Origin of the sequence: Dietzia sp. NCCP-2495 (genome assembly GCF_026011735.1) — a bacterium.
Classification (GTDB): Bacteria; Actinomycetota; Actinomycetes; order Mycobacteriales; family Mycobacteriaceae; genus Dietzia.
The window spans coordinates 58169-78125 of sequence record NZ_BRVN01000004.1 but is presented as its reverse complement, the minus strand read 5'-3'; the positions used below and the strand labels follow the sequence as shown (position 1 = coordinate 78125).

13 protein-coding genes are annotated in these 19957 nt (G+C 63.5%); 9 read left to right on the top strand and 4 right to left on the bottom strand.

Translation table 11 applies throughout. From position 1 onward, the window contains the following. The first annotated feature begins 85 nt into the window (after positions 1–85). The 3 genes from OPF83_RS05815 to dnaB all read left to right on the top strand — a co-directional run bounded on the left by OPF83_RS05815 (position 86) and on the right by dnaB (position 3728). A complete protein-coding gene (locus OPF83_RS05815; RefSeq protein ID WP_264886295.1) occupies positions 86–670 on the top strand; it encodes a single-stranded DNA-binding protein in 585 nt (194 codons plus the stop codon). A 113-nt stretch (positions 671–783) separates the two neighbouring features. Then, positions 784–1236 carry a 50S ribosomal protein L9 gene (gene rplI, locus OPF83_RS05810; RefSeq protein WP_264886294.1) on the top strand — a complete coding sequence of 151 codons (453 nt, stop codon included), beginning with the start codon at positions 784–786 and terminating at the stop codon, positions 1234–1236. 668 nt (positions 1237–1904) lie between these two features. Next, a complete protein-coding gene (gene dnaB / locus OPF83_RS05805) occupies positions 1905–3728 on the top strand; it encodes a replicative DNA helicase (RefSeq protein ID WP_375546217.1) in 1824 nt (607 codons plus the stop codon). 399 nt (positions 3729–4127) lie between these two features. Here dnaB and OPF83_RS05800 read toward each other — a convergent pair whose 3' ends face one another. The 3 genes from OPF83_RS05800 to OPF83_RS05790 all read right to left on the bottom strand — a co-directional run bounded on the left by OPF83_RS05800 (position 4128) and on the right by OPF83_RS05790 (position 6192). Further along, positions 4128–4784, bottom strand: coding sequence for a hypothetical protein (locus OPF83_RS05800; RefSeq protein WP_264886293.1), 657 nt, complete (start codon positions 4782–4784; stop codon positions 4128–4130). Between the two features lie 264 nt (positions 4785–5048). After that, positions 5049–5540 (bottom strand): hypothetical protein, encoded by a 492-nt coding sequence (locus OPF83_RS05795; protein ID WP_264886292.1) that lies wholly within the window; start codon positions 5538–5540, stop codon positions 5049–5051. 268 nt (positions 5541–5808) lie between these two features. Next, positions 5809–6192 carry a hypothetical protein gene (locus tag OPF83_RS05790; RefSeq protein WP_264886291.1) on the bottom strand — a complete coding sequence of 128 codons (384 nt, stop codon included), beginning with the start codon at positions 6190–6192 and terminating at the stop codon, positions 5809–5811. A gap of 884 nt (positions 6193–7076) precedes the next feature. On the opposite strand from OPF83_RS05790, the gene OPF83_RS05785 reads away from it, so the two are divergent. From OPF83_RS05785 to OPF83_RS05760, 6 genes are all read left to right on the top strand, one after another. Next, positions 7077–12005 carry a DEAD/DEAH box helicase gene (locus tag OPF83_RS05785; protein WP_264886290.1) on the top strand — a complete coding sequence of 1643 codons (4929 nt, stop codon included), beginning with the start codon at positions 7077–7079 and terminating at the stop codon, positions 12003–12005. After that, a complete protein-coding gene (locus OPF83_RS05780; protein WP_264886289.1) occupies positions 12002–12922 on the top strand; it encodes a restriction endonuclease in 921 nt (306 codons plus the stop codon). The genes OPF83_RS05785 and OPF83_RS05780 overlap by 4 nt, the downstream gene beginning before the upstream one ends. A gap of 143 nt (positions 12923–13065) precedes the next feature. Further along, positions 13066–14811, top strand: coding sequence for an ATP-dependent endonuclease (locus OPF83_RS05775; protein ID WP_264886288.1), 1746 nt, complete (start codon positions 13066–13068; stop codon positions 14809–14811). Continuing rightward, positions 14798–16258 (top strand): UvrD-helicase domain-containing protein, encoded by a 1461-nt coding sequence (locus OPF83_RS05770; RefSeq protein WP_264886287.1) that lies wholly within the window; start codon positions 14798–14800, stop codon positions 16256–16258. Before OPF83_RS05775 ends, OPF83_RS05770 begins: the two co-directional genes overlap by 14 nt. Positions 16259–16424: 166 nt before the next feature. Beyond that, complete coding sequence (locus OPF83_RS05765) at positions 16425–18488, top strand: phospholipase D-like domain-containing protein (protein ID WP_264886286.1); 2064 nt, start codon at positions 16425–16427, stop codon at positions 18486–18488. 33 nt (positions 18489–18521) lie between these two features. Further along, on the top strand, positions 18522–19229 hold the full coding sequence (locus tag OPF83_RS05760; protein ID WP_309297744.1) for a DDE-type integrase/transposase/recombinase: 708 nt from the start codon (positions 18522–18524) through the stop codon (positions 19227–19229). 68 nt (positions 19230–19297) lie between these two features. Here OPF83_RS05760 and OPF83_RS05755 read toward each other — a convergent pair whose 3' ends face one another. After that, positions 19298–19846: a hypothetical protein gene (locus OPF83_RS05755; protein ID WP_264886285.1), complete on the bottom strand. Its 549-nt coding sequence runs from the start codon at positions 19844–19846 to the stop codon at positions 19298–19300. Positions 19847–19957: the final 111 nt, after the last annotated feature.

The following is a 19957-nucleotide window of genomic DNA, read 5'->3' as shown; positions in this document are numbered from 1 at the left end:
CCGCTAATCTGGGCACGGTCGGTCGGCCTCGATCACCAACAACCTCAGGCTGCGCACGCAGTCGTTCTTCACGGAGGAGAAGCGCATGGCACAGGGCGACACCCCTATCACCGTGGTCGGAAACATCGTCGCGGATCCCGAGCTGCGGTTCACGCCGTCGGGTGCCGCGGTGGCGAATTTCCGTATCGCGTCCACGCCGCGTCGTTTCAACTCGCAGACCAACCAGTGGGAGGACGGCGAAGGTCTGTTCCTCACCTGCAACGTCTGGCGCCAGGCGGCGGAGAACGTCGCCGAGTCCCTGCAGAAGGGCATGCGCGTCATCGTCAACGGCCGGCTTCGCCAGCGGTCGTACGAGACGCGTGAGGGCGAGAAGCGCACCGTGTACGAGGTCGAGGTCGACGAGGTCGGTCCGTCGCTGAAGTACGCCACCGCCAAGGTGACCCGCACCAACCGCGAAGGCGGCGGGGGCGGTTTCCAGGGCGGCGGCGGCCAGGGTGGCGGTTTTCAGGGCGGCGGCCAGCCGCAGGGTGGCTACGGCGGAGGCCAGCCACAGCAGGGCGGTTATGGCGGCGGCCAGGGTCGGCCCCAGAACGACGATCCGTGGGGCAGTGCCCCGCAGGCCGGCGGTTCCGGTGGGTTCGGCGGCATGGACGACGAGCCCCCGTTCTAGGACGGGTCGAGTTCCCAGGGGCGCAGCTCGCCCCACCCCCATAAGCATGAGACATGACCTCGCGACAACCCGGCCCAGGTCGGATCGTCGGAGGAAAGAAAGGTAGACGGATCATGAAGCTGATCCTCACCGCCGACGTCGACAAGCTCGGTGCTCCGGGCGACATCGTCGAGGTCAAGGGCGGATACGGTCGTAACTTCCTGCTCCCGCGCGGGCTCGCCATTGTGGCCACCCCGGGCGCGGAGCGTCAGATCGAGTCCATCAAGCGGGCCCAGGAGGCTCGTTCGGTGCGCGACTCGGAGCACGCCAACGAGCTCAAGCAGAAGCTCGAGTCGCTCGAGAACGTCAAGGTCGCGGTCAAGACCTCCGACACCGGCAAGCTGTTCGGTTCGGTCACCGCGGGCGACGTCGCCTCGGCCGTGAAGGTCGCCGGCGGCCCCGTGCTCGACAAGCGCTCGGTGCAGATGCCCAAGGAGCACATCAAGTCGACCGGCGCGCACAGCGTCGTCGTCGACCTAGGTCACGACACCACCGCGCACGTCGCGGTCGAGGTAGTCCCGGCCTGATCGTCAAGTACCAGGGCTGATGGCCCCGGCCGTCACCACGACGGCCGGGGCCCTCAGTCGTGTTGCGGGTCGACTCGTGCTCGGGGGTCGGTGAGTGCAGTGGGTCGACTCGTGCTCGAGGGACGACTCGTGCTGAGGGTCGGTGGGCGCGGCGTAGACGGGGAGTCAGCGATGGCCGCGAGCCGGAGTCGGCAGCGCGCCGGAGTTGGCAGCGCGCCGACCGGCAACGATCCGTGGAATCCCCGTGCAGGCGCGGGTGTTCACGACCCCGGGGCGGGGTGTGGACTCCCTGTGGATAACTCCGTAGGAAAGCTAGGTTAAAGTTGCTTGGACGGATGCCCTGGTTCACTTTCGGGTAACCGTTGTGTCTCGGAATCCAACGTGGTATCGGCGGTTCTCCACCGGGCGCTCTACCTGCAACTATTGCAGTGACCTGCGGTTATTGGCCGAATGACCTGGCCATTCCACGAGTTATCCACATTTCACCGTTCATCTCGCCCGGGTAACTCACAGTCATCCACAGTTGTCCACAGGTGGCCACTCGCGAATGTGGATAAACCTGTGGATAACTCGGACCTGGTGCGTCCGGGCGTGTCGGGGGAGTGACCTACAGTGGAGAGGTCGCACGGGCCGGTGACACGGCAGTACTACAGCGGAGAGGAGCAGTCATGGCGCAGGGGGGATTCGACGATCCCGGCAATATGGCACCACCTCCCGAGGACAATGGCGGCGGAGAGTTCGGCCGGACGCCTCCGCAGGATCTGACCGCGGAGCAATCGGTCCTCGGCGGCATGCTGCTGAGCAAGGACGCGATCGCGGACGTGGTCGAGGAGATCCAGCCCGGTGATTTCTACAAGCCGTCGCACCAGTCCATCTACGACGTGATCCTGGACCTCTACGCGCGCGGTGAGCCCGCCGATGCGGTCACGGTCTCAGCCGAGCTCGACCGCCGTGGGGAACTGCGCCGCGTCGGAGGTGCGCCGTACCTCCACACCCTCATCTCGACAGTCCCCACCGCCGCCAACGCCGGCTACTACGCGGAGATCGTCGCGGAGAAGGCCGTCCTGCGTCGTCTCGTCGATGCGGGGACTCGGATCGTGCAGTACGGCTACTCGGGGTCCGAGGGCGCCGACGTGACCGAGGTGGTCGACCGGGCCCAGGCGGAGATATTCGAGGTCACCGAGCGGCGTACGACTGAGGACTTCGTCGTGATCGAGGAGCTCCTCCAGCCCACGATGGACGAGATCGACAACATCCACACCGCCGGTGGCCTGAGCAAGGGTGTGCCGACCGGGTTCGCGGATCTCGACGCCGTTACCAACGGCCTCCACGGCGGCCAGATGATCATCATCGCCGCGCGTCCCGGCGTCGGTAAGGCGCTTGCCCTGGACACCGTCCTGCCCACGCCCGAGGGGCAGACCACGATGGGCGAGGTCGCCGTGGGCGACCGTGTCCTCGGCGTCGACGGCAACCCCACCGAGGTCACCGGTGTCACCGAGGTGTGGGAAGATCGTCCCTGCTTCGTCGTACGGTTCAACGACGGTGCCGAGATCGTCGCGGATGCCGAACACGAGTGGCGCATCGAGATGGGCGGCACCAACCAGGTGGTCACCACCAAGTCGCTCGACACCCTGATGCTGGTGTCCGACTTCGGGATCGTCGTCCCCGAACATCCCGACTCCGGGCGCCCGGCCCGGATCATCACCGACGTACGCAGCGCGGACAGCGTCCCGGTCCGGTGCATCGAGGTCGCAGCCGACGATCACCTGTACCTCGCCGGACCCACCTCGATTCCCACGCACAACTCCACCATCGGCCTGGACATCATGCGGTCCTGCTCCATCAAGAACGGGCTGACCTCGGTCATGTTCTCGCTGGAGATGAGCAAGACCGAGATCGTCATGCGCCTCATGAGCGCAGAGGCGCGGGTGAAGCTGTCCGATATGAAGTCCGGCACGATGAGCGACGAGGACTGGACACGTATGGCACGGCGGATGGGAGAGATCTCTGAGGCGCCGCTGTTCATCGACGATTCGCCGAACCTCACCATGATGGAGATCCGCGCCAAGGCGCGACGGCTCAAGCAGAAGCACGACCTGCGGCTGATCGTGGTGGACTACCTGCAGCTGATGTCCTCGGGCAAGAAGGTCGAGTCCCGCCAGCAGGAGGTGTCGGACTTCTCGCGTCAGCTCAAGCTACTGGCCAAGGAGGTCGACGTGCCCCTCATCGCGATCTCACAGCTGAACCGTGGACCCGAGCAGCGCACCGACAAGCGTCCGCAGGTCTCCGACCTCCGTGAGTCGGGGTCACTGGAGCAGGACGCCGACATCGTCATGCTGCTGCACCGCCCGGACTCGACGGAACGCGACGACCCGCGCGCCGGCGAGGCGGATCTGATCCTGGGCAAGCACCGAGGTGGTCCCACGGCAACCATCACGGTGGCGCACCAGCTGCACTACTCGCGGTTCGTGGACATGGCGCGGGGGCTGTAGGTGCCGCGCAAGGCGAAAGTTGGGACTCTGGGTCGAAATCTTGGGATTCTGGGATTTTGAGCCAGTTTTAATGGGATTGGTTGGGACTGCTGAGAATTGTCTGAAAGTGCAAGATTCTGCCTTCTAGTGCGGTAGGTGGCTGGGCCCGGTTCCTTGCGGGGCAGGACATCGTGGAGCCAAACGATGCTAGGCGCATTCGTGGCGCAGGATCTGGGATGCCGACCAACGGGGTCGTAGGCCCTCTAGACCCCAGCGGCGCCTGTTTCGCAAGAGGTGAAACACACCCTGCGACACAGCGGGAATGCTGCGCCTCCAAACTGTGACTAGCAGCTTCGTTTGGCGGGTTTCTGCAGTTCTGAATGGCGGTCCTCAGGCTCAGTCGACAAGTCTGGGGCACCACTACAAGACGTACCGGTACGAGTACCAGGGCCCTTCGAGGTGGTTTACCTCTAACCCTCTGACTCCGGGATCGAAGGTGGGCGGGCCCTCGGGTGAATGCGCCCAACCACTCATCTGGAAGAAGAGGCCAGAGTCGGCATTGCTCACCACGACCACCCCATCTTTGCGGTGGAGCACTGAGCCGACATCCATATTCCCCACATGGCGCGGGTCGTCGTAACCGTAGTTCTCCGACCACCCCGGCGGGTGTGACCGGGCCTGAGCGGCCACTGCTTCGAGTTCAGGGCGGGATGCATCGAATCCCTCAGGGATAGCGAGACCTATCGGTACGGCGGAGAGCACGCCAACCGCCAGAAGGGCGGGAGGAGCAGCAAGCCAACGTGTGCGAAGGTGTCGCTTTCGCCACGCCGCGATCAGTGCGATCAGCCACGCTAAGCCGGCAATCGCCAGTGCGTATCCAGAGACCACGAAAACGAGCAGCCAGTCGGTGGTCGTCACGTTGTAGTTGCTGAATGGAACCCTGTCGGCTGCAAGGACGATGAATGCAGCGGAAGACGCCACGGCGACCACCGCAGCGACCACGCTTGCGGCGCGGACAGCGCCAGACGCTAAGCGAGTCCCGCGAGTATTGGGAGCGTCCACCACTTCGACCGGCATGCCTTCAGCGTAGAGGCCCCGAGCGGGCCCCGGCAGTGAACTGCAAGCCTCGCCGATTGTCGCAGAATCGATCGTTTAAGGGACGAGCTGACAGAAGGTCAGCGGCGCAACATCCGGCAGGCTCCGGGAGCTGGGCGCGCTCAGTCTGCTGTCGGTATGCAGTCCAGAGTGATAAGTAGGCTGGCGAAGATCGGAGGCGAGACGAGCTGCCAGACGACGTCGAGACTTATGCCGCTTGGGCTGGCTCCGAACTGCTGCCAAGGGTCAGCGATGGCGCTGGGAAAGCAGGTCCGGGTCGAAGACTCGTGCGGCCTGTGCCAAGGCAACGATGAGCAGTCCGTAGATCCACACCGAGTAAGACCAAGGGCTGTGAGTGACCACCGTGACGCTGGGGGCGTCTCTGGTCCAGTAAGTACAGCGGACGCCCGCGGGAAGCAACTCGTACCCGTGGGACCAGTCGAGATTGGTATGGAAAGTGCTCACCTGTTCCTGCGGGGGAAGCCGGTCGGGAGGGAAGCCGTCCGGCACGTGCCCGTCGCGACGGGCACAGGTGTAACCGGGGAAGTCGTTGTAATCGTCGCTGCCGCTGAACCCGAGAAAAGCGATAGCTCCGCAGATCGACAGCAGCACAGACACGGCGGCCGTCGTTCTCTGCGTGCCTCGACCCGCGGCCCGAAAGGAAATCCAGATGATCCACGCCCAAAGCGCGAGCGACATCGCCACAGGCGGCAGGAGCGGAACGAGGAAGGCCTCCACTCTTGCCTCCCGCCCGCATTGACGTCTCTGCCACGAAAGGCTTTGCCGGTGACAGTCGCGGTGACGGGCGAGTGAAGCCCGCCCCGACGTGAGTTGGCTCCTGCCCGGCGCATAGGTAAGGAACGCGGTTTACGCGTCTCATCCTTCTGGGGCCCCTGGGTGTGGGGGGGCCGATACCCGACGACCTGATCAGTCTCCAGTTGATGTTACTGCACCCCGCGGGGATCCGACAGGGCACTGGAGCCGCACCTCACGGAATCTGGCTTGGCTACAGACCAGGAATCATGCCGGGGTAGAGGAAGACGTTCGGCGCAGAAACCGAACCGAGGTTGAAGCCGAAGATCAGTTCGAGTTTGTGCGGGTGCCCATCGCGATCGGCTTGCCAGCAGTCGTTGAACGCACGGAAGCCGCTACACACGATCCGGGTGGAGTGCCCGAACGGGGTGATAATCCGAACTCGCTGATCGGCCGGGTTGTAGAACTCCGGTTGATCGGAGGTGAGGACATAGGGGCCAGCATCCACAGGGCGCACCGCGCTACCTGGGCCCGGATCGACTGGCCATGCATCCTGCGCACTGGCCGATCCCGCGCCGGCCAGTAAACATACGGAGGCAGCTGAAACGGCCAGCAGAGATCTGAGTGCGCGGCGCATACGGTGTCCTCGGTAGAAGTGGTGGGGTTCGATTCAGTAATCGTTCCGAGAGCGAACTGCGTTAACAATAGTGCTCATAACTACGGCCCGAAATCGATATGGGTCGCGAACCCCGCTCCATCCTCGTCATCGGCATCGCCTCACACCGCCAAACGAACCTGCGAAATCCCGCCAAACGAAGGTAAGAGTCACAACGTCGATCATCGCCCCTCCAGCAAGGGTTTAACTGAAGGCACTGTCGGATGCTGCTGATATAAACGCTCTTATCTGACGATGGAGGACGGATGAAGGTTCAGTACGTGGTCCCAGCACTGGCTGCCGCACTGCTCTTGGCGGGCTGCTCTTCGGCTGATGGCGGCTCGAAGAGCGCGACGGCCCGCAGCGGAGTCCTCGTGGGTACATCTTGAAGGAGGTCGGGGAGCAGGGAAGCCTAGGGCTGCCTGAGGACCCCGACTCGAGGTGGATCACGTTTACCGTGGACGAGATCGTAGAGAATGAGCAGTGCGACAGCTATGAGCCCCCGACAGGGGTCCCCACGCGTGTTGATGTCTCGATAGCTACGGCGGATGTGCCGGAGGAGTACCGACTCTCGGCTGGAGCCCTCTTCAACCCGGGCAGTTGGCAATGGGTACAAGAAGATGGGACGACTTCGGGAGTCACCGCCCAGCAGGGCAACTACTCATTCTCGTGCGGCACGTGGCAACAGTTGGCTTCCGGCTTGGCCTCCAACTCGCAATATCGCGCGACGTTCAATTTAGACGTGCCAGCAGGAGCGACCGACTTGATCCTTCACTACGACGGCGGCGGCTGGGAGTGGGAACTCCCGTAAATCGAAAGTTGGATCCGCCGGACGGCGATGAGTCCCTACTTGTAAGACTGGCGTCATGGCTTCTGTGCATGAGGTGATCGAGGCGTTCCGTCAGGCTCCGACGAATTCGGAGCGAGGGACGAAGTTCGAGCAGCTCATGGTGCGCTACTTCGAGCTCGATCCGATGCTGTCGCAGCAGTACGACAAGGTGTGGCGGTGGATCGACTGGCCCGGCCGGGACGGCAAGCCCGATACCGGGATCGACCTGGTCGCCCGGGAACGCGACACCGGTGAGTACACCGCCGTCCAGTGCAAGTTCTACGAGCCCGACCACTCCCTACAGAAGGGCGATCTGGACTCGTTCTTCACTGCATCGGGCAAGGCCCCGTTCACCAACCGGGTCATCATCTCCACGACCAACAAGTGGGGCAAGCACGCCGAAGGCGCCCTCGATGGGCAGACCATCCCGGTCCAGCGGATCTCGCTCGAGGACCTCGCCGAGTCAGCGATCGATTGGGACATCGCGTGGCCCCAAGGCGAGCTACAAGTCGACCTGGCCCCGTCCACGCCCTACACCCTGCGCCCGCACCAGCAGGAAGCACTGGAGGCGGTGTTCCGCGGGTTTGCCGAGGGTAACGACCGGGGCAAGCTCATCATGGCCTGCGGCACTGGCAAGACTTTCACGTCGCTGAAGATCGCTGAGCAGACAGCCCTCGACAACGGCGGGCGCGCCCGCATCCTGTTCGCCGTCCCCTCAATCGCCCTGTTGTCACAGACGTTGCGCGAATGGACTGCCCGCTCCGAGTTGGATATTCGAGCGTTCGCAGTCTGCTCGGACACCAAGGTCTCTCGTGCAGCAGAGGACTACGACACCTCTGACGTCGCCATTCCAGTCACCACCAGCCCAGAGCAGCTCGCAGAGAAGATGAGTCACCGCAAGCGGGCAGCGGGGATGACGGTGGTGTTCACCACCTACCAATCACTGCCCTCAGTCTCCAAGGCCCAAAGCCTTGGTGTGGACCCGTTCGATCTGGTGATCTGCGACGAAGCGCACCGCACGACCGGCATCACCCTCGCAGGCGAGGATGCGTCGAACTTCGTCGCAGTGCACGACCCGGACTTCCTTAAGGCCAGCCGGCGGCTGTACATGACCGCCACCCCGCGCCTGTTCAACGACGATACCAAGGACAAGGCAGAGGATCACTCCGCGGAGATCGCCTCCATGGATGACCTAGACACGTACGGTCCCGAGTTCCATCGGCTCTCGTTCGGCGAGGCCGTCGACCGCGGACTGCTCACCGACTACAAGGTCCTGGTCCTGACGGTGGACGAATCGGTCATGGCCAGCCGGCTTCAATCAGATCTGGCCGATGCCGGTGAGCTCAAGCTCGATGATGCATCCAAGCTGGTGGGCTGCTGGAACGGACTGGCCAAACGGGCCGGCACCTCCCCGACAGGTGAGGGCTTCGCCCCCGGTGAGCCGCCGATGCGCCGAGCCGTCGCCTTTGCCCGCGACATCAAGTCCTCCAAGCAGGTCGCCGAGATGCTGCCTCGGGTCGTGGAGTCCTACCAAGACCTGCTGCGTCACGCCGAAGACGATGGCCAGGAGATCGCCGACACCAACCGGTCCCTGAACTGCTCGGTGCACCACGTCGACGGCACCTTCAACGCCCTCAAGCGCAACGAGGAGTTGACCTGGCTCAAGGCCGAACCAGATGCCAATGAGTGCCGCATCCTGACCAACGCCCGCTGCCTGTCCGAAGGCGTGGACGTACCCGCCCTGGACGCGGTGCTGTTCCTGCATCCCCGCAACTCCGTAGTCGACGTGGTGCAGTCTGTCGGGCGAGTGATGCGCAAAGCACCAGGCAAGGACTACGGCTACATCATCCTGCCCGTCGCTGTACCCGACGGCGTCAAGCCGTCGGAGGCGTTGAACGACAACCGGCGATTTAAAACCGTGTGGCAGGTCCTCAACGCCCTGCGAGCACATGACGATCGGTTCAACGCGATGGTCAACTCCATCGCCCTGAACTCCAAGACCCGGGACAAGACCGGTCAAGGCGTCGACCAACTCCTCGGCGGGCACATTGGCCCCGCCGACGAGTCCACCAGCAGCGGCGACTCTCCTACTGACTCCGGTGCCGGCAGCTCGGGCGATGCCGAACAGACCAAGCAGATGGCGCTGTTCTCCCTATCTGAGTGGACGGAGGCGATCTACACCAAGATCGTCGACAAGGTCGGCACCCGCACCTACTGGGAAGACTGGGCCGCCGATGTCGCCGACATTGCCGCCGCGCAGATCACCCGCATCAACGCCACCCTCGCCGCTGCCGGTCCCGAACTGGCCCAAGGATTCGACGACTTCGTCGACGGACTGCGGGCAAACCTCAACGAGTCGATCAGCCGAGATGACGCGATCAGCATGCTCTCCCAGCACTTGATCACCAAGCCCGTCTTCGACGCCCTGTTTGAGGGCCACGACTTCGCCGCCCAGAACCCGGTCTCCAAGGTCATGCAGACCATGGTCGACCAACTCGCGAGCGCCAACCTCGACGCCGAGACCGCGAAACTCGACTCGTTCTACGACTCCGTCCGCGTCCGCGCCTCCGAGGTCACCTCCGCGGAGGGCAAGCAGCAGGTTATCGCGGAGCTGTACGAGAGATTTTTCAAGCTCGGATTCGCCAAACAATCCGATGCCCTCGGCATCGTCTACACCCCCGTTGAGATCGTCGACTTCATCCTCCGCGCCACCGACCAGGCTTTGCGCGAGTCCTTCGGTCGAGGCCTAACCGACCACGACGTGCACATCCTCGACGGATTTACCGGCACCGGCACCTTCATCACCCGCCTGCTCCAGTCCGGTCTCATCCAACCGGCGGACCTGGCCCGGAAGTACGCATCAGAGATCCACGCGAACGAGATCATGCTGCTCGCGTACTACATCGCCGCGGTCAATATTGAGACCACCTATCACGCCATCGCCGGCCACACCGACACCGCCGGCTACGAGCCGTTCCCCGGCATCGTGCTCGCTGACACTTTCCAGATCCACGAACAAGGCGATGAGCTCGACCTCAAGGTCTTTCCCGCCAACAACGACCGCATCACCCGGCAGCTCGAGACTCCGATCAACGTCATCGTTGGCAACCCTCCGTACTCGGTGGGCCAGGGATCGGCGAATGACCTCAACGCCAACGTCAAGTACCCGCACCTCGATGCTCGCATCAGTTCGTCGTATGCGGCCCGCTCCACCGCGACCAACAAAAACAGTCTCTATGACTCCTACCTGCGAGGCTTCCGCTGGGCCACCGACCGCATCGGCGACCAAGGTGTCGTCGCGTTCGTTTCCAACGGTGGCTGGATCGACGGCAACACCGCCGACGGCATCCGTCTGAGCCTCGCCGACGAATACAGCCACATCTACGTGTTCAACCTTCGCGGGAACATGCGCAAATCTAACTGGAAGGAAGAAGGCGGACAGATATTCGGGGCAGGCTCCCAAGCCACCATCGCGATCTGGATCGGGGTTAAGAACCCAGCACATTCCGGTCCCTGCGCGATCTCCTACCGGGACATCGGTGACTACCTCACCCGAGAAGAGAAGCTCCGCATCATCGCCGATGCCAATCTGAGCAGCATCGCCTGGTCAAATATCATCCCAAACTCCCATGGAGACTGGATCGGCCAACGCGACGACACCTTCGCCACCTGGCCCGCCATTGGCGCCAAGAAGCGCGAGCCCGGCCAAGTCACCGTGTTCACCGCACACTCGCGCGGCCTCTCCACCGGCCGGGACGCCTGGTGCTACAACTACTCCAGCGAAGAGCTCGGCCGCAACATCGGAAACTTGCTTGATCAGTACCGAACCGTCAAGACCGAGTTCGAGCAGCACAGCCGCGGCGCCTCCAAGCTCACCGACGAGAATCTCACCCGATACCTAGGAGACAACCCCCACCACACAGCGGGGGGCAAGATCAGCTGGAACCACTCCCTCAGGCGGCAAGTCCTCCGAAGGACCCAACTCGAGTGGAGCGACGAGTTCGTCTATCCGTCGACCTACAGGCCTTTCAGCCCACAGTGGGCCTACGTCGATTCGCGATTAAACGACAGGCTCTACCAGCTCCGATCAATTTTCCCGACGCCCCACCACACCAATGTCGGCTTTTACCAGGTCGGCAATGGTTCGGCTGTGCCGTTCAGTGTGCTGATGTTGAATTCTCTGCCAGACCTCCATGTCACCGGGGCTGGAAGCGGCGGTCAGTTCTTCCCCCGGTGGACCTATAAGAAGGTCGATGCGGCAGATGGCGGGTTCAATTTCGCCGACGACGCCGAAGTCGATGAGTACGGGTATCGCCGGGTCGACAACATCACTGACGAGATTCTCGCGATCTACCGGCAGTCTGTCGGGCCCCAGGTGAGCAAGGACGACATCTTCTACTACGTATACGGCCAGCTGCATGACCCGCACTACCGGATTGACTATGCCGCTGACCTGAAGAAGATGCTGCCGCACATCCCGACCCCGGAAACCCGGGACCGGTTCGAGACGGTCACGCGTGTGGGCCAAGTGCTCGCAGACCTGCACATGAACTACGAGAAGGTCGAGCCGTACCCCGTAAAGGTCGAGCTCAAGAAGGGCGCTTCCGCCGAGGACCGCGAGACCTGGCGGGTGTGGAAGATGAAGTGGGCCCGCATCCGCGATGAGGAGACGGGCAAGCTCGTCAACGATCCCACCACGATCATCTACAACTCGAAGGTGACGATCACCGGCATCCCACCCGAGGCCGACGACTACATGCTCGGCTCCCGCTCCGCGCTTGGCTGGGTCATCGATCGGTGGCAGGTCAAGACCGACAAACCCTCTGGCATCGTCAACGACCCCAACGACTGGTGCGACGAGGTCGGCGATCCGAAGTACATCTACGACCTGATCGCCCGGGTCACCACCGTGGCCACCGAAACCACCAAACTCGTCACAAGCCTCACCACCGAGGACCCCCAGTGACGATCCCGGACTATCAGACCCTGATGCGCCCGGTCCTTGAGTACCTCGCCGACGGAGGCGAGCATCGGTTGCGCGACCTCAAAGAAGCGATGGCCGACCAGTTCAACCTGACCGCCGAAGAGCGGGCCCAGATGACCCCGTCGGGGCGCTCACGTCTGATCTACAACCGGGTTGGCTGGGCCACCTCCTACCTGGCCCAGGCAGGGCTCATCCACCGCCCACGACGCGGCTACTCGGTCATCACCGCCGAGGGACGCCGCGTCCTCGCCGAGCACCCCGATCGTGTCGACCTGACCGTGCTTGAGCAGTTCGAGTCCTTCCGTGCTTTCCGTGACCGAGCCCGGAACCGAGACGGCACGAAGACACCGCAACCCCCGGTGGACCTGGACGATTCGATCGCCACCCCGCAAGATCTCATCGACGCCGCAGTCCTAGAAAACCAGGCAACTCTGGAAACCGAACTCCTCGACAGAGCGCTCACCCTGTCCCCCACCGGGTTCGAAGACCTCGTGATCCGCCTGCTGGAGAAAATGGGCTACGGCAGAGCGGGCAACGTGGAGCGCACCAGCGCCAGCGGAGACGCCGGCGTCGACGGCATCATCAGCCAAGACCCCCTCGGACTGGACCGCATCTACGTCCAAGCCAAGCGCTACGCCCTCGACCGCACCGTCGACCGCCCACGCATCCACGAATTCGCCGGCGCCCTCCTAGGCAAACAAGGCGACCGAGGCGTCTTCATCACCACCTCGTCGTTCACCCGAGGCGCCCTACTGGAAGCCGAGCGAATCAACGCCCGCATCGAACTCATCGACGGCGCTCGCCTGGCCCGCCTCCTGGTCCAGTACGGCGTCGGCGTGCAGGAATCACACACCGTGGTGCTGCATCGCATTGACGAAGACTTCTTCGAAGAGATCTAGCACTCAACCTTCCAGTCCGAAGGGTGCATACCGTTCGTCCCTCGACGGTAGCTTCGCATGTGAACACTAATTGCAGGGGAATGCGTGAAACACCTGCCTCGATCGTGCGCCAGCGACGGCGTGGAGGAGACCCAACAGCAGCCATGAGAGTCCGTCACCTCAGCGTCGAGAACTTTCGTGGGATTAGGAAGCTCGACTGGTCGTTGCCGACCGACCAGCGCCTAATCGTCCTGATCGGCCCGGGCGACAGCGGCAAGTCGACGATTCTTGAAGCGGTCCACCTGTTGCTTGGTGACCGCTGGAACGTCTCGTTCTCGGACGTCGACTTCTATGGCGTTAACCCCTCGGTGCCGATTCGAATCAAGGCCGTTTTGACAGACGTACCCGTGTCGCTCCGAAAGGACAGCACGTTCGGCTTCTGGCAGAGCGGGTTCGCTGCGAACGGTCAGATCCACCAGGAGCCAGAGGATGGCCTTGAGCCGTGCCTCGTGGTTCGCCTCACTGTTGGCGAGTCACTCGAACCGCAGTGGGAGGTCCTCCGAGCTGACGGCGAAGCACGCAACATCACTTCCAGCCAGCGGCGCGAGTTCTCGACCTTCCGGGTCGATGACCGAACCGATGCACAGTTGCGCTGGACTCGCACCTCGGCTCTCGGGCGAATGTCGGCCAAAGACGGCGCGGAGCGGGAAGCCCTAGCGGCGGCAGAGCGAGCCGCTCGGGAGGCGCTCGCAGGGCACGGCAGCGCTGCTCTAGAAGAACTGGTCAAGAAGGTGCAGGACCACGCCAACAAGGTGGGGTCCAGTGACTTCAAGGCCGTCCGGGCCGGCCTTGATGCCTCACGCTCTGGCATGGGGGCCAACTTGGCGCTTTACGAAGACGTCGTTCCGCTGATGGCCTTTGGCCTCGGTAGCCGCCGATTGGTCAGCCTGGCCATACAGCAGATGGCAGCCGGCGAGCGGGCGATCGCTGTAGTCGATGAGCTGGAAAGCGGCCTCGAACCGCACCGGGCCGTTCGGTTGCTCAGCTACCTCGACAGCGATCCTTACTCGCAAGTCTTCGTGACGACGCACTCCCCCGTCGTAGTTGAACAGGCTCCGATCAGCAGTCTCTCTGTAGTCCAGACATCTAACGGTGAAGTGAAGATCACTTCGCTCGGCGGTGCGGGCGAAGTCATGCAGGCACTCCGGCGGGCGGCTCCGTCATCGCTGCTGGCTCGGAAGATCGTCATCGGGGAAGGCAAGACCGAACACGGCGTCTTGGCGGCCTGTTTCGATACTTGGGACCAAGAGCGCAGCGCAGCAGGGTTCACGACTGCAGCCGGCGAGGGACTGGCCATCCAGAACGGAAACGGTGGCGAGAAGGCTGTCAATCGAGCTGAAGCAATGGCACCGCTCGGATGCTCCGCGCTGGCCCTGATCGACAATGATGTGCGCACAGCAGACCCGCACGTAGTCAAAGCCGAGCAGGCTGGCGCCACAGTTGTCCGCTGGGAATTCCCCCACTGCATCGAGTCTCAAATCTGCTCTCAGCTCGATACTGACGAACTTCAGGACTTCATATCGCTCGGAGTGGAACATCGTGGCGCCACGAGCACGGTGCTCGACGACATCAACAGCCGGGGCCGAGCGCAGGTCAGGAACCTGGTGGTGGCGGACTGGCTCGGCGCCCAAAGCATCGAGGAGGCTCGCGAGCTTGTTGCGCTCGCAGCAAGCAAGCGGGGCTGGTTCAAGAATGTTGACGCCGGGCGTGCGCTCGGAGAGTGGCTGCTGGAGCGGCGTACCTCGCCGAACCTCGTAGCCGTGTTCGCTCGGCTCGATCTGATCAAGGCGTTCGCGTACGAAGTGTCGCCAACTCGTGAAGCCGCGGAGTCGACCGATGCAGGCGGGTAGCGATGAGCTGAGCAGGTTGGCAGCCGAGGTAATTGCCGAAGCGCCATGTTCGCTGGAGATGCCCGCCGGAACCGGCAAGACGGAGCTCCTAGCGGCGTGTGTCGCCACGGCGGCTAAGCAAGGCGTGAGGTCGCTCGTCCTTACGCACACCAATGCCGGTGTGGATGCCATCCGGAGTCGACTAAGACGCTTCGGTGTCCCGTCAAGCATGGTGCGAGTCGAAACAATTACCACTTGGGCGTTCATACTCTCACGGTCTTTCCCGGGTATCGCTGGAATCAGCGTCCCTGCAGTTCCCAACTGGGATACCTCCCGGGAGTATGTCGAGGGTGCCACTGTGGTGGCGAATACTGCAGCAGTGCGCCAGGTCCACGCCGTGAGCTTCGGCTACCTGTTCGTCGATGAGTACCAGGACTGCACCGTCGACCAACACGAGCTGATTGTCGAGATCTCCGAGGCTGTGCCTCGAGCGGTCCTTCTAGGTGACCGCCTACAGGCCATTTTCGGTTTCGACAAGAAGCGCCCTCTGATGGACTGGGACACCCATGTCACGCCTCGCTACCCACCCAAGGCCGTCCCGTACGTGCCGCAGCGCTGGCGCAAACACAATGTGAGCTTCGGGCAGTGGCTACTCGACATCCGGCCGTCCCTGGTCAATGGAGGCTCGTTCGACTTCTCCGCACACTCCGTGGTGGGACTTGATTGGAGGCAGTCCGACTTCAAGACCGCGGTACAGACAGTTAACAAGGCAGCGTACGACCTTTCGAGCGCCGGGGAATCGGTTGTCTTACTCGACAAGCTGCCAGATCAGGTCGCCAATCACGCAAGCCGTCTCGGCGGCTCCTACGCTGTAATGGAGGACGTGGCGGGCCGATTCATGGCCAAGCATCTCGCTAACCTCCCGGCAGAGGAGGACGTTCTACTGGCAGCGTGGCTTGTCGAGATGGCCAAGAGCTGCTTCGTTGGCCTGGCGGGTCTTGACGCCACGGTCAAGCGACGGCTTGAGAAGGGCCAGACGGTCTCCGACCTCAAGCGCGAGGGGCTGATGCCGGTGCAGACTGCTCTTGATGGCCTCATCGCGAATCCGGTCTACGACCAGCTGTGCATGGCAGCCGCTGCGATCCGGACAGCCCCTGGACTGAAGCTCTACCGGCAAGAAGCCTGGGACGACACGTTCAGAGCAGTCGCGATTGTCGTCGAGGAAGGGACGTCGCCGGGAGATGCGTTGGCGGTCGTTCGCGACCGGCTACGCCACGGTGGCCGCAGCGAGCGTAAACGGATCGCCTCTAGGACTCTGCTAGTGAAAGGGCTGGAGTTCGACCACGTGCTCATCGCGAATGTCCAGAATTTCTCCGACCCAAGGCAGCTCTACGTAGCTCTAAGCCGAGCCAGAAAGTCAGTTTCTGTGATCGGGAGAAGTCCTCGACTTGAGCTTGCCCTTGAGTAGCAGCGGGGGGCGGGGTGTAGCCGCAGTCACCGCCTTGTCCTTGTGCAACAGGCCATTGCCGATAATGTGTGTTCCGTCATGTTCGCAGGTCAGCAGGGTTCGGTGATCTCAACGGCCGACGCAGAGACCGACGCGCTAGGCGCTGAGACGTTTACCATCGGCAGGTATGGCCCATGCCACGACTGCCCGTAACCAGCTGCACGTCTCTGTGATCACGCCGGCGCACAAGGCAGTGGCGTTTTTCACCGGCGACGACAGGGCCGATCTGAATGATGTCGACTGGGTTCTTCCCGAGGGGTGTGCCCCCGGTGATGAGATCTTCCACGTCACCGGATCGGCGAGGCCGGCCATCGTCGAGTGGGACTACGTCATCGATGGGCCGCACAGTCCGGACGGGCTCGATTTCGAGAGCCTCTGGTTCTACCCGGACGGTGTCTCGGTTGCCGCGGTCGAGCGTCGGCTCGGATGCCCGTTCCCGTCTCTTCCGGGCACGATTGATCCCGCCCTAGCGGACAAGGTCCGGGCAGCGGTGCTGGCCGAGGCCGAATCTCCGACTCCGTGGCGTGAGCTTGGCGATGCCAAGTGCGCCCGTGTTCCCTGGGACTCCGGCCAGCACGCGGCGTACGGCTGCCCGGTGTGCGAGCGCGAAGAGCGAGATCTCGAGTGGCATGTCGCTAATCATCCTGACGACGTGTGCAGGGAAATCGCAGTCTGTCGTGACTGCCACGACCGTCTCCACTCCCCTGTCGAACCGCAGATAGCCGACTTATTGGGGGAGGGCCGGCCACCGTGTCCCTCCTGTTCCGCCGAGCACACGGTACGAGTGCTGTGGGGGTTTCCACCCGGTCCCCCTCCCCCTGGGTACGAGACGGCCGGCTGCGTCATCATCGGCGTGACGCACGAGTTCCGGTGCGGCGACTGCGGACAGTATTGGACAGAGGACGACTCCCACTACCCGCAGGTGCGGCACCCAACGGGCGAGGAGCGTCTGCGTGCACGGATTGCGGGCACCATCATGCGCCCAGAACTCGAGCACCCACGGCTGCGGCAGAACGGACGTCTAGTCATGGGCCGGTACGCCGGACTTCCGGATCACGGTGGCGACCCGGCCTGGGAGTCGGACGAAAAGACCTGCGTGCTGCTCGGTGAGGACGGCCGGATCTACAACGTGGCCCCCAAGTCGATACGAAGCACCGAACCCCGCGACCGACTAGTTGAGCCCCAGGAGACCACCGTGATCGTTGACCACGCCGAACCCGAACTGTTCGAGGCCCTGAACTCCGACAGTGGGCAGGTCACCTTGGCCAGCCCCTACCTCTCCGAACCGATAGCGCTGCGCCTAGCCGAACTCGCCGAACGCTCACGGCACGAGTGGTACCTGCTCACCTGCTTCGATCCCCGCGCCGCAGCCAACAGCTACCTGTCCATCGCGGGCTTGACCAGGCTGCTGGAGGCGGGGGTGATGATCCAAGACTGCCCCCAGCTCCACGCCAAGGCATACGTGGTCGGCGAATCGTTCGCCATGATCGGATCGGCCAACCTCACCGGCGCCGGCCTCGGCTCCGCTAAGACTGCCAACCTGGAGCTATCGGTGGTCGTCCCCCGCTCCGACGTGCCACGAGTGCAGAAGATCCTGGATCAGTGGTGGGACGAGGGTTTTGAGGTCGGGCAGGCCGACATCGATCACCTCGAGCGCCGGGCGGCCGCATTGCCGCCTGACCCGCGTCCCGGCCCATCTGGACCCCGTCCCCCTGGTGACCTCGACGCTGTCGTAGCCCAACTGGTTGAGGAGGCCCGCCACGACGGCGTTGGGCTGTGGATTAAGACGTTGAACAACACTCCGGACCCGGATGGCTGGGTTCCTGGTGGATGGTTCTCCTCCAGCAATAAGCCATCGTGCGCACCCGGCGACCTGGTCCTTCTCTACTCCAAGGAGGAGCACGGATGCGTGGCCGTGGTGGAAATCGCCCACAGCGCGGAAGAAGACCCAGATCTGGTGGCCGACCACCTGGGAGAAGACGCCGGCCGACGGTGGCCCTGGGTCAACATTGCCCGACCAAGGTTCATGCCCTATGACCCCATCGCAGTCACCGCCCGCGACCTGGACATCAAGCCCCAACGACTTCAGGGAGGGCCGAAAAGACTCCAGTTCAACGAGTTTGAATCTGGAGTACGAGCACTCGCAGCAGGATGTCGGATCGCTCACGGTAACGCCGGGTTCGTCGGATAAGCGGACCGCCACTTCGCCGACAAGTCGCGTTCTGTGCTCCTGTTGGACTGGCGGCGCGGTTCCGGGATCGGCCTTGCCCGGTTGCAGCGTGCGACCCAGGTCTTGGCAGGCGCGGCTTGGGAAACCTCGATTGGCGAGTGGGGCACCGACCGGGGCAGATCCGCCGGGCCGTGCGCAGTGAGTGGGCTATCGGCGCTTGACCGGGCGCGGGTCGAGAAGCGTCAAGTCGGGTGGCAGGGCATCGGGGCCGGCGACGCGTTGCAAGTCCGCCCCATCATCGACGCCTTCTCACGAACGATCGTGGGATGGCGGGTCGCCTCACACATGCGCACCACGATGGTCCTGGATGGGATCGAGATGGCCCGCTGGTCACGTGGCACCCAGCTGACCGGGCTGCGGTGTCACAGCGATGCCGGCAGCCAGTTCACGTCGATTCGCTACGGCGAGCGCCTCGCCGAAATCGGAGCAACTCCCTCGATCGGCACCGTCGCTGACTCCTACGACAATGCCCTGGCCGAGACGGTCAATGGCTACTACAAAGCCGAACTCATCCGCGGCCCCGCACGTGAGGGACGGCCGTGGAAGACCGTCGAGGACGTCGAGCTGGCCACCTTGAGCTGGGTCCACTGGCACAATAACGACCGCCTGCACGGCTACCTCCATGACGTGCCGCCAGCAGAATTCGAGGCGACGTTCTACGCTACGAAACGGGCCGACCAGACCCTGGTCGGAATCCAATAGCCCGAGCCTCCATCAGACCCAGTGCGATTCACGGGATCTGCGGCTGGTGGTCTCGGCAAGGGGCTTGCTCATGACGGCGCGCCGCTCCCGTGCCGGGTGGCGAGGACGAAGTACCGGATCGACATGAGAATGGACAGGCTCAACCCCCAGCCGACGATCGAGAGGAACAACCCGATCCCCTCCTGGCTGGTCACTGTTCGTGCCGCGTCGATGCAGAACGCCGCAGTGAATCCACCTGCGGTCCCGGCGGCGGCAGCAAGCCCACCGGCGAAGAGGGTGCGCGACCAGTGCGCGGCCAGGAAGCACGCCAGCACCATGGTTGCGCCGCACGCGACGACTTGCCAGGTCGGGAAAGATGTCGGTGCGGGGAGGCCGGGCCCGCGGATGTTGCCGTCATGGTCCGCCGCGGTCCAGCTCAACCATCCCGCACAGGCCAGAATTCCGAGAATTAGAGCGACCGCCCCGGTTGCCCACATGCCGAGGCCGCTGCGGGGCGCACTCTGCTCGGACCGGTGGATGACAGCAACCACACCGGCCGCGATCGCGAGGGGGAGCACCACGAAGATCGCCAGATTGCTGATCAGCTGCTCGAGCGAGAAATCGAAGCCGAGGTCCACGGACGTCAGTGTTACCGCGCGCCCACCAGCGCAGCAACCGCTGGCGGGCTCGTGGATACGCTGCGCCTCAGAATCCCCGGCCCGAACAATGTCATTCAAGGTGCCCTAGAC

Coding starts and splice junctions, on each gene's coding strand:
- OPF83_RS05765 (WP_264886286.1), top strand. CDS start 16,425: ATGGCCCATGCCACGACTGCCCGTAACCAGCTGCACGTCTCTGTGATC.
- OPF83_RS05790 (WP_264886291.1), bottom strand. CDS start 6,192: ATGCGCCGCGCACTCAGATCTCTGCTGGCCGTTTCAGCTGCCTCCGTA.
- OPF83_RS05800 (WP_264886293.1), bottom strand. CDS start 4,784: ATGCCGGTCGAAGTGGTGGACGCTCCCAATACTCGCGGGACTCGCTTA.
- rplI (WP_264886294.1), top strand. CDS start 784: ATGAAGCTGATCCTCACCGCCGACGTCGACAAGCTCGGTGCTCCGGGC.
- OPF83_RS05815 (WP_264886295.1), top strand. CDS start 86: ATGGCACAGGGCGACACCCCTATCACCGTGGTCGGAAACATCGTCGCG.
- dnaB (WP_375546217.1), top strand. CDS start 1,905: ATGGCGCAGGGGGGATTCGACGATCCCGGCAATATGGCACCACCTCCC.
- OPF83_RS05785 (WP_264886290.1), top strand. CDS start 7,077: ATGGCTTCTGTGCATGAGGTGATCGAGGCGTTCCGTCAGGCTCCGACG.
- OPF83_RS05770 (WP_264886287.1), top strand. CDS start 14,798: ATGCAGGCGGGTAGCGATGAGCTGAGCAGGTTGGCAGCCGAGGTAATT.
- OPF83_RS05775 (WP_264886288.1), top strand. CDS start 13,066: ATGAGAGTCCGTCACCTCAGCGTCGAGAACTTTCGTGGGATTAGGAAG.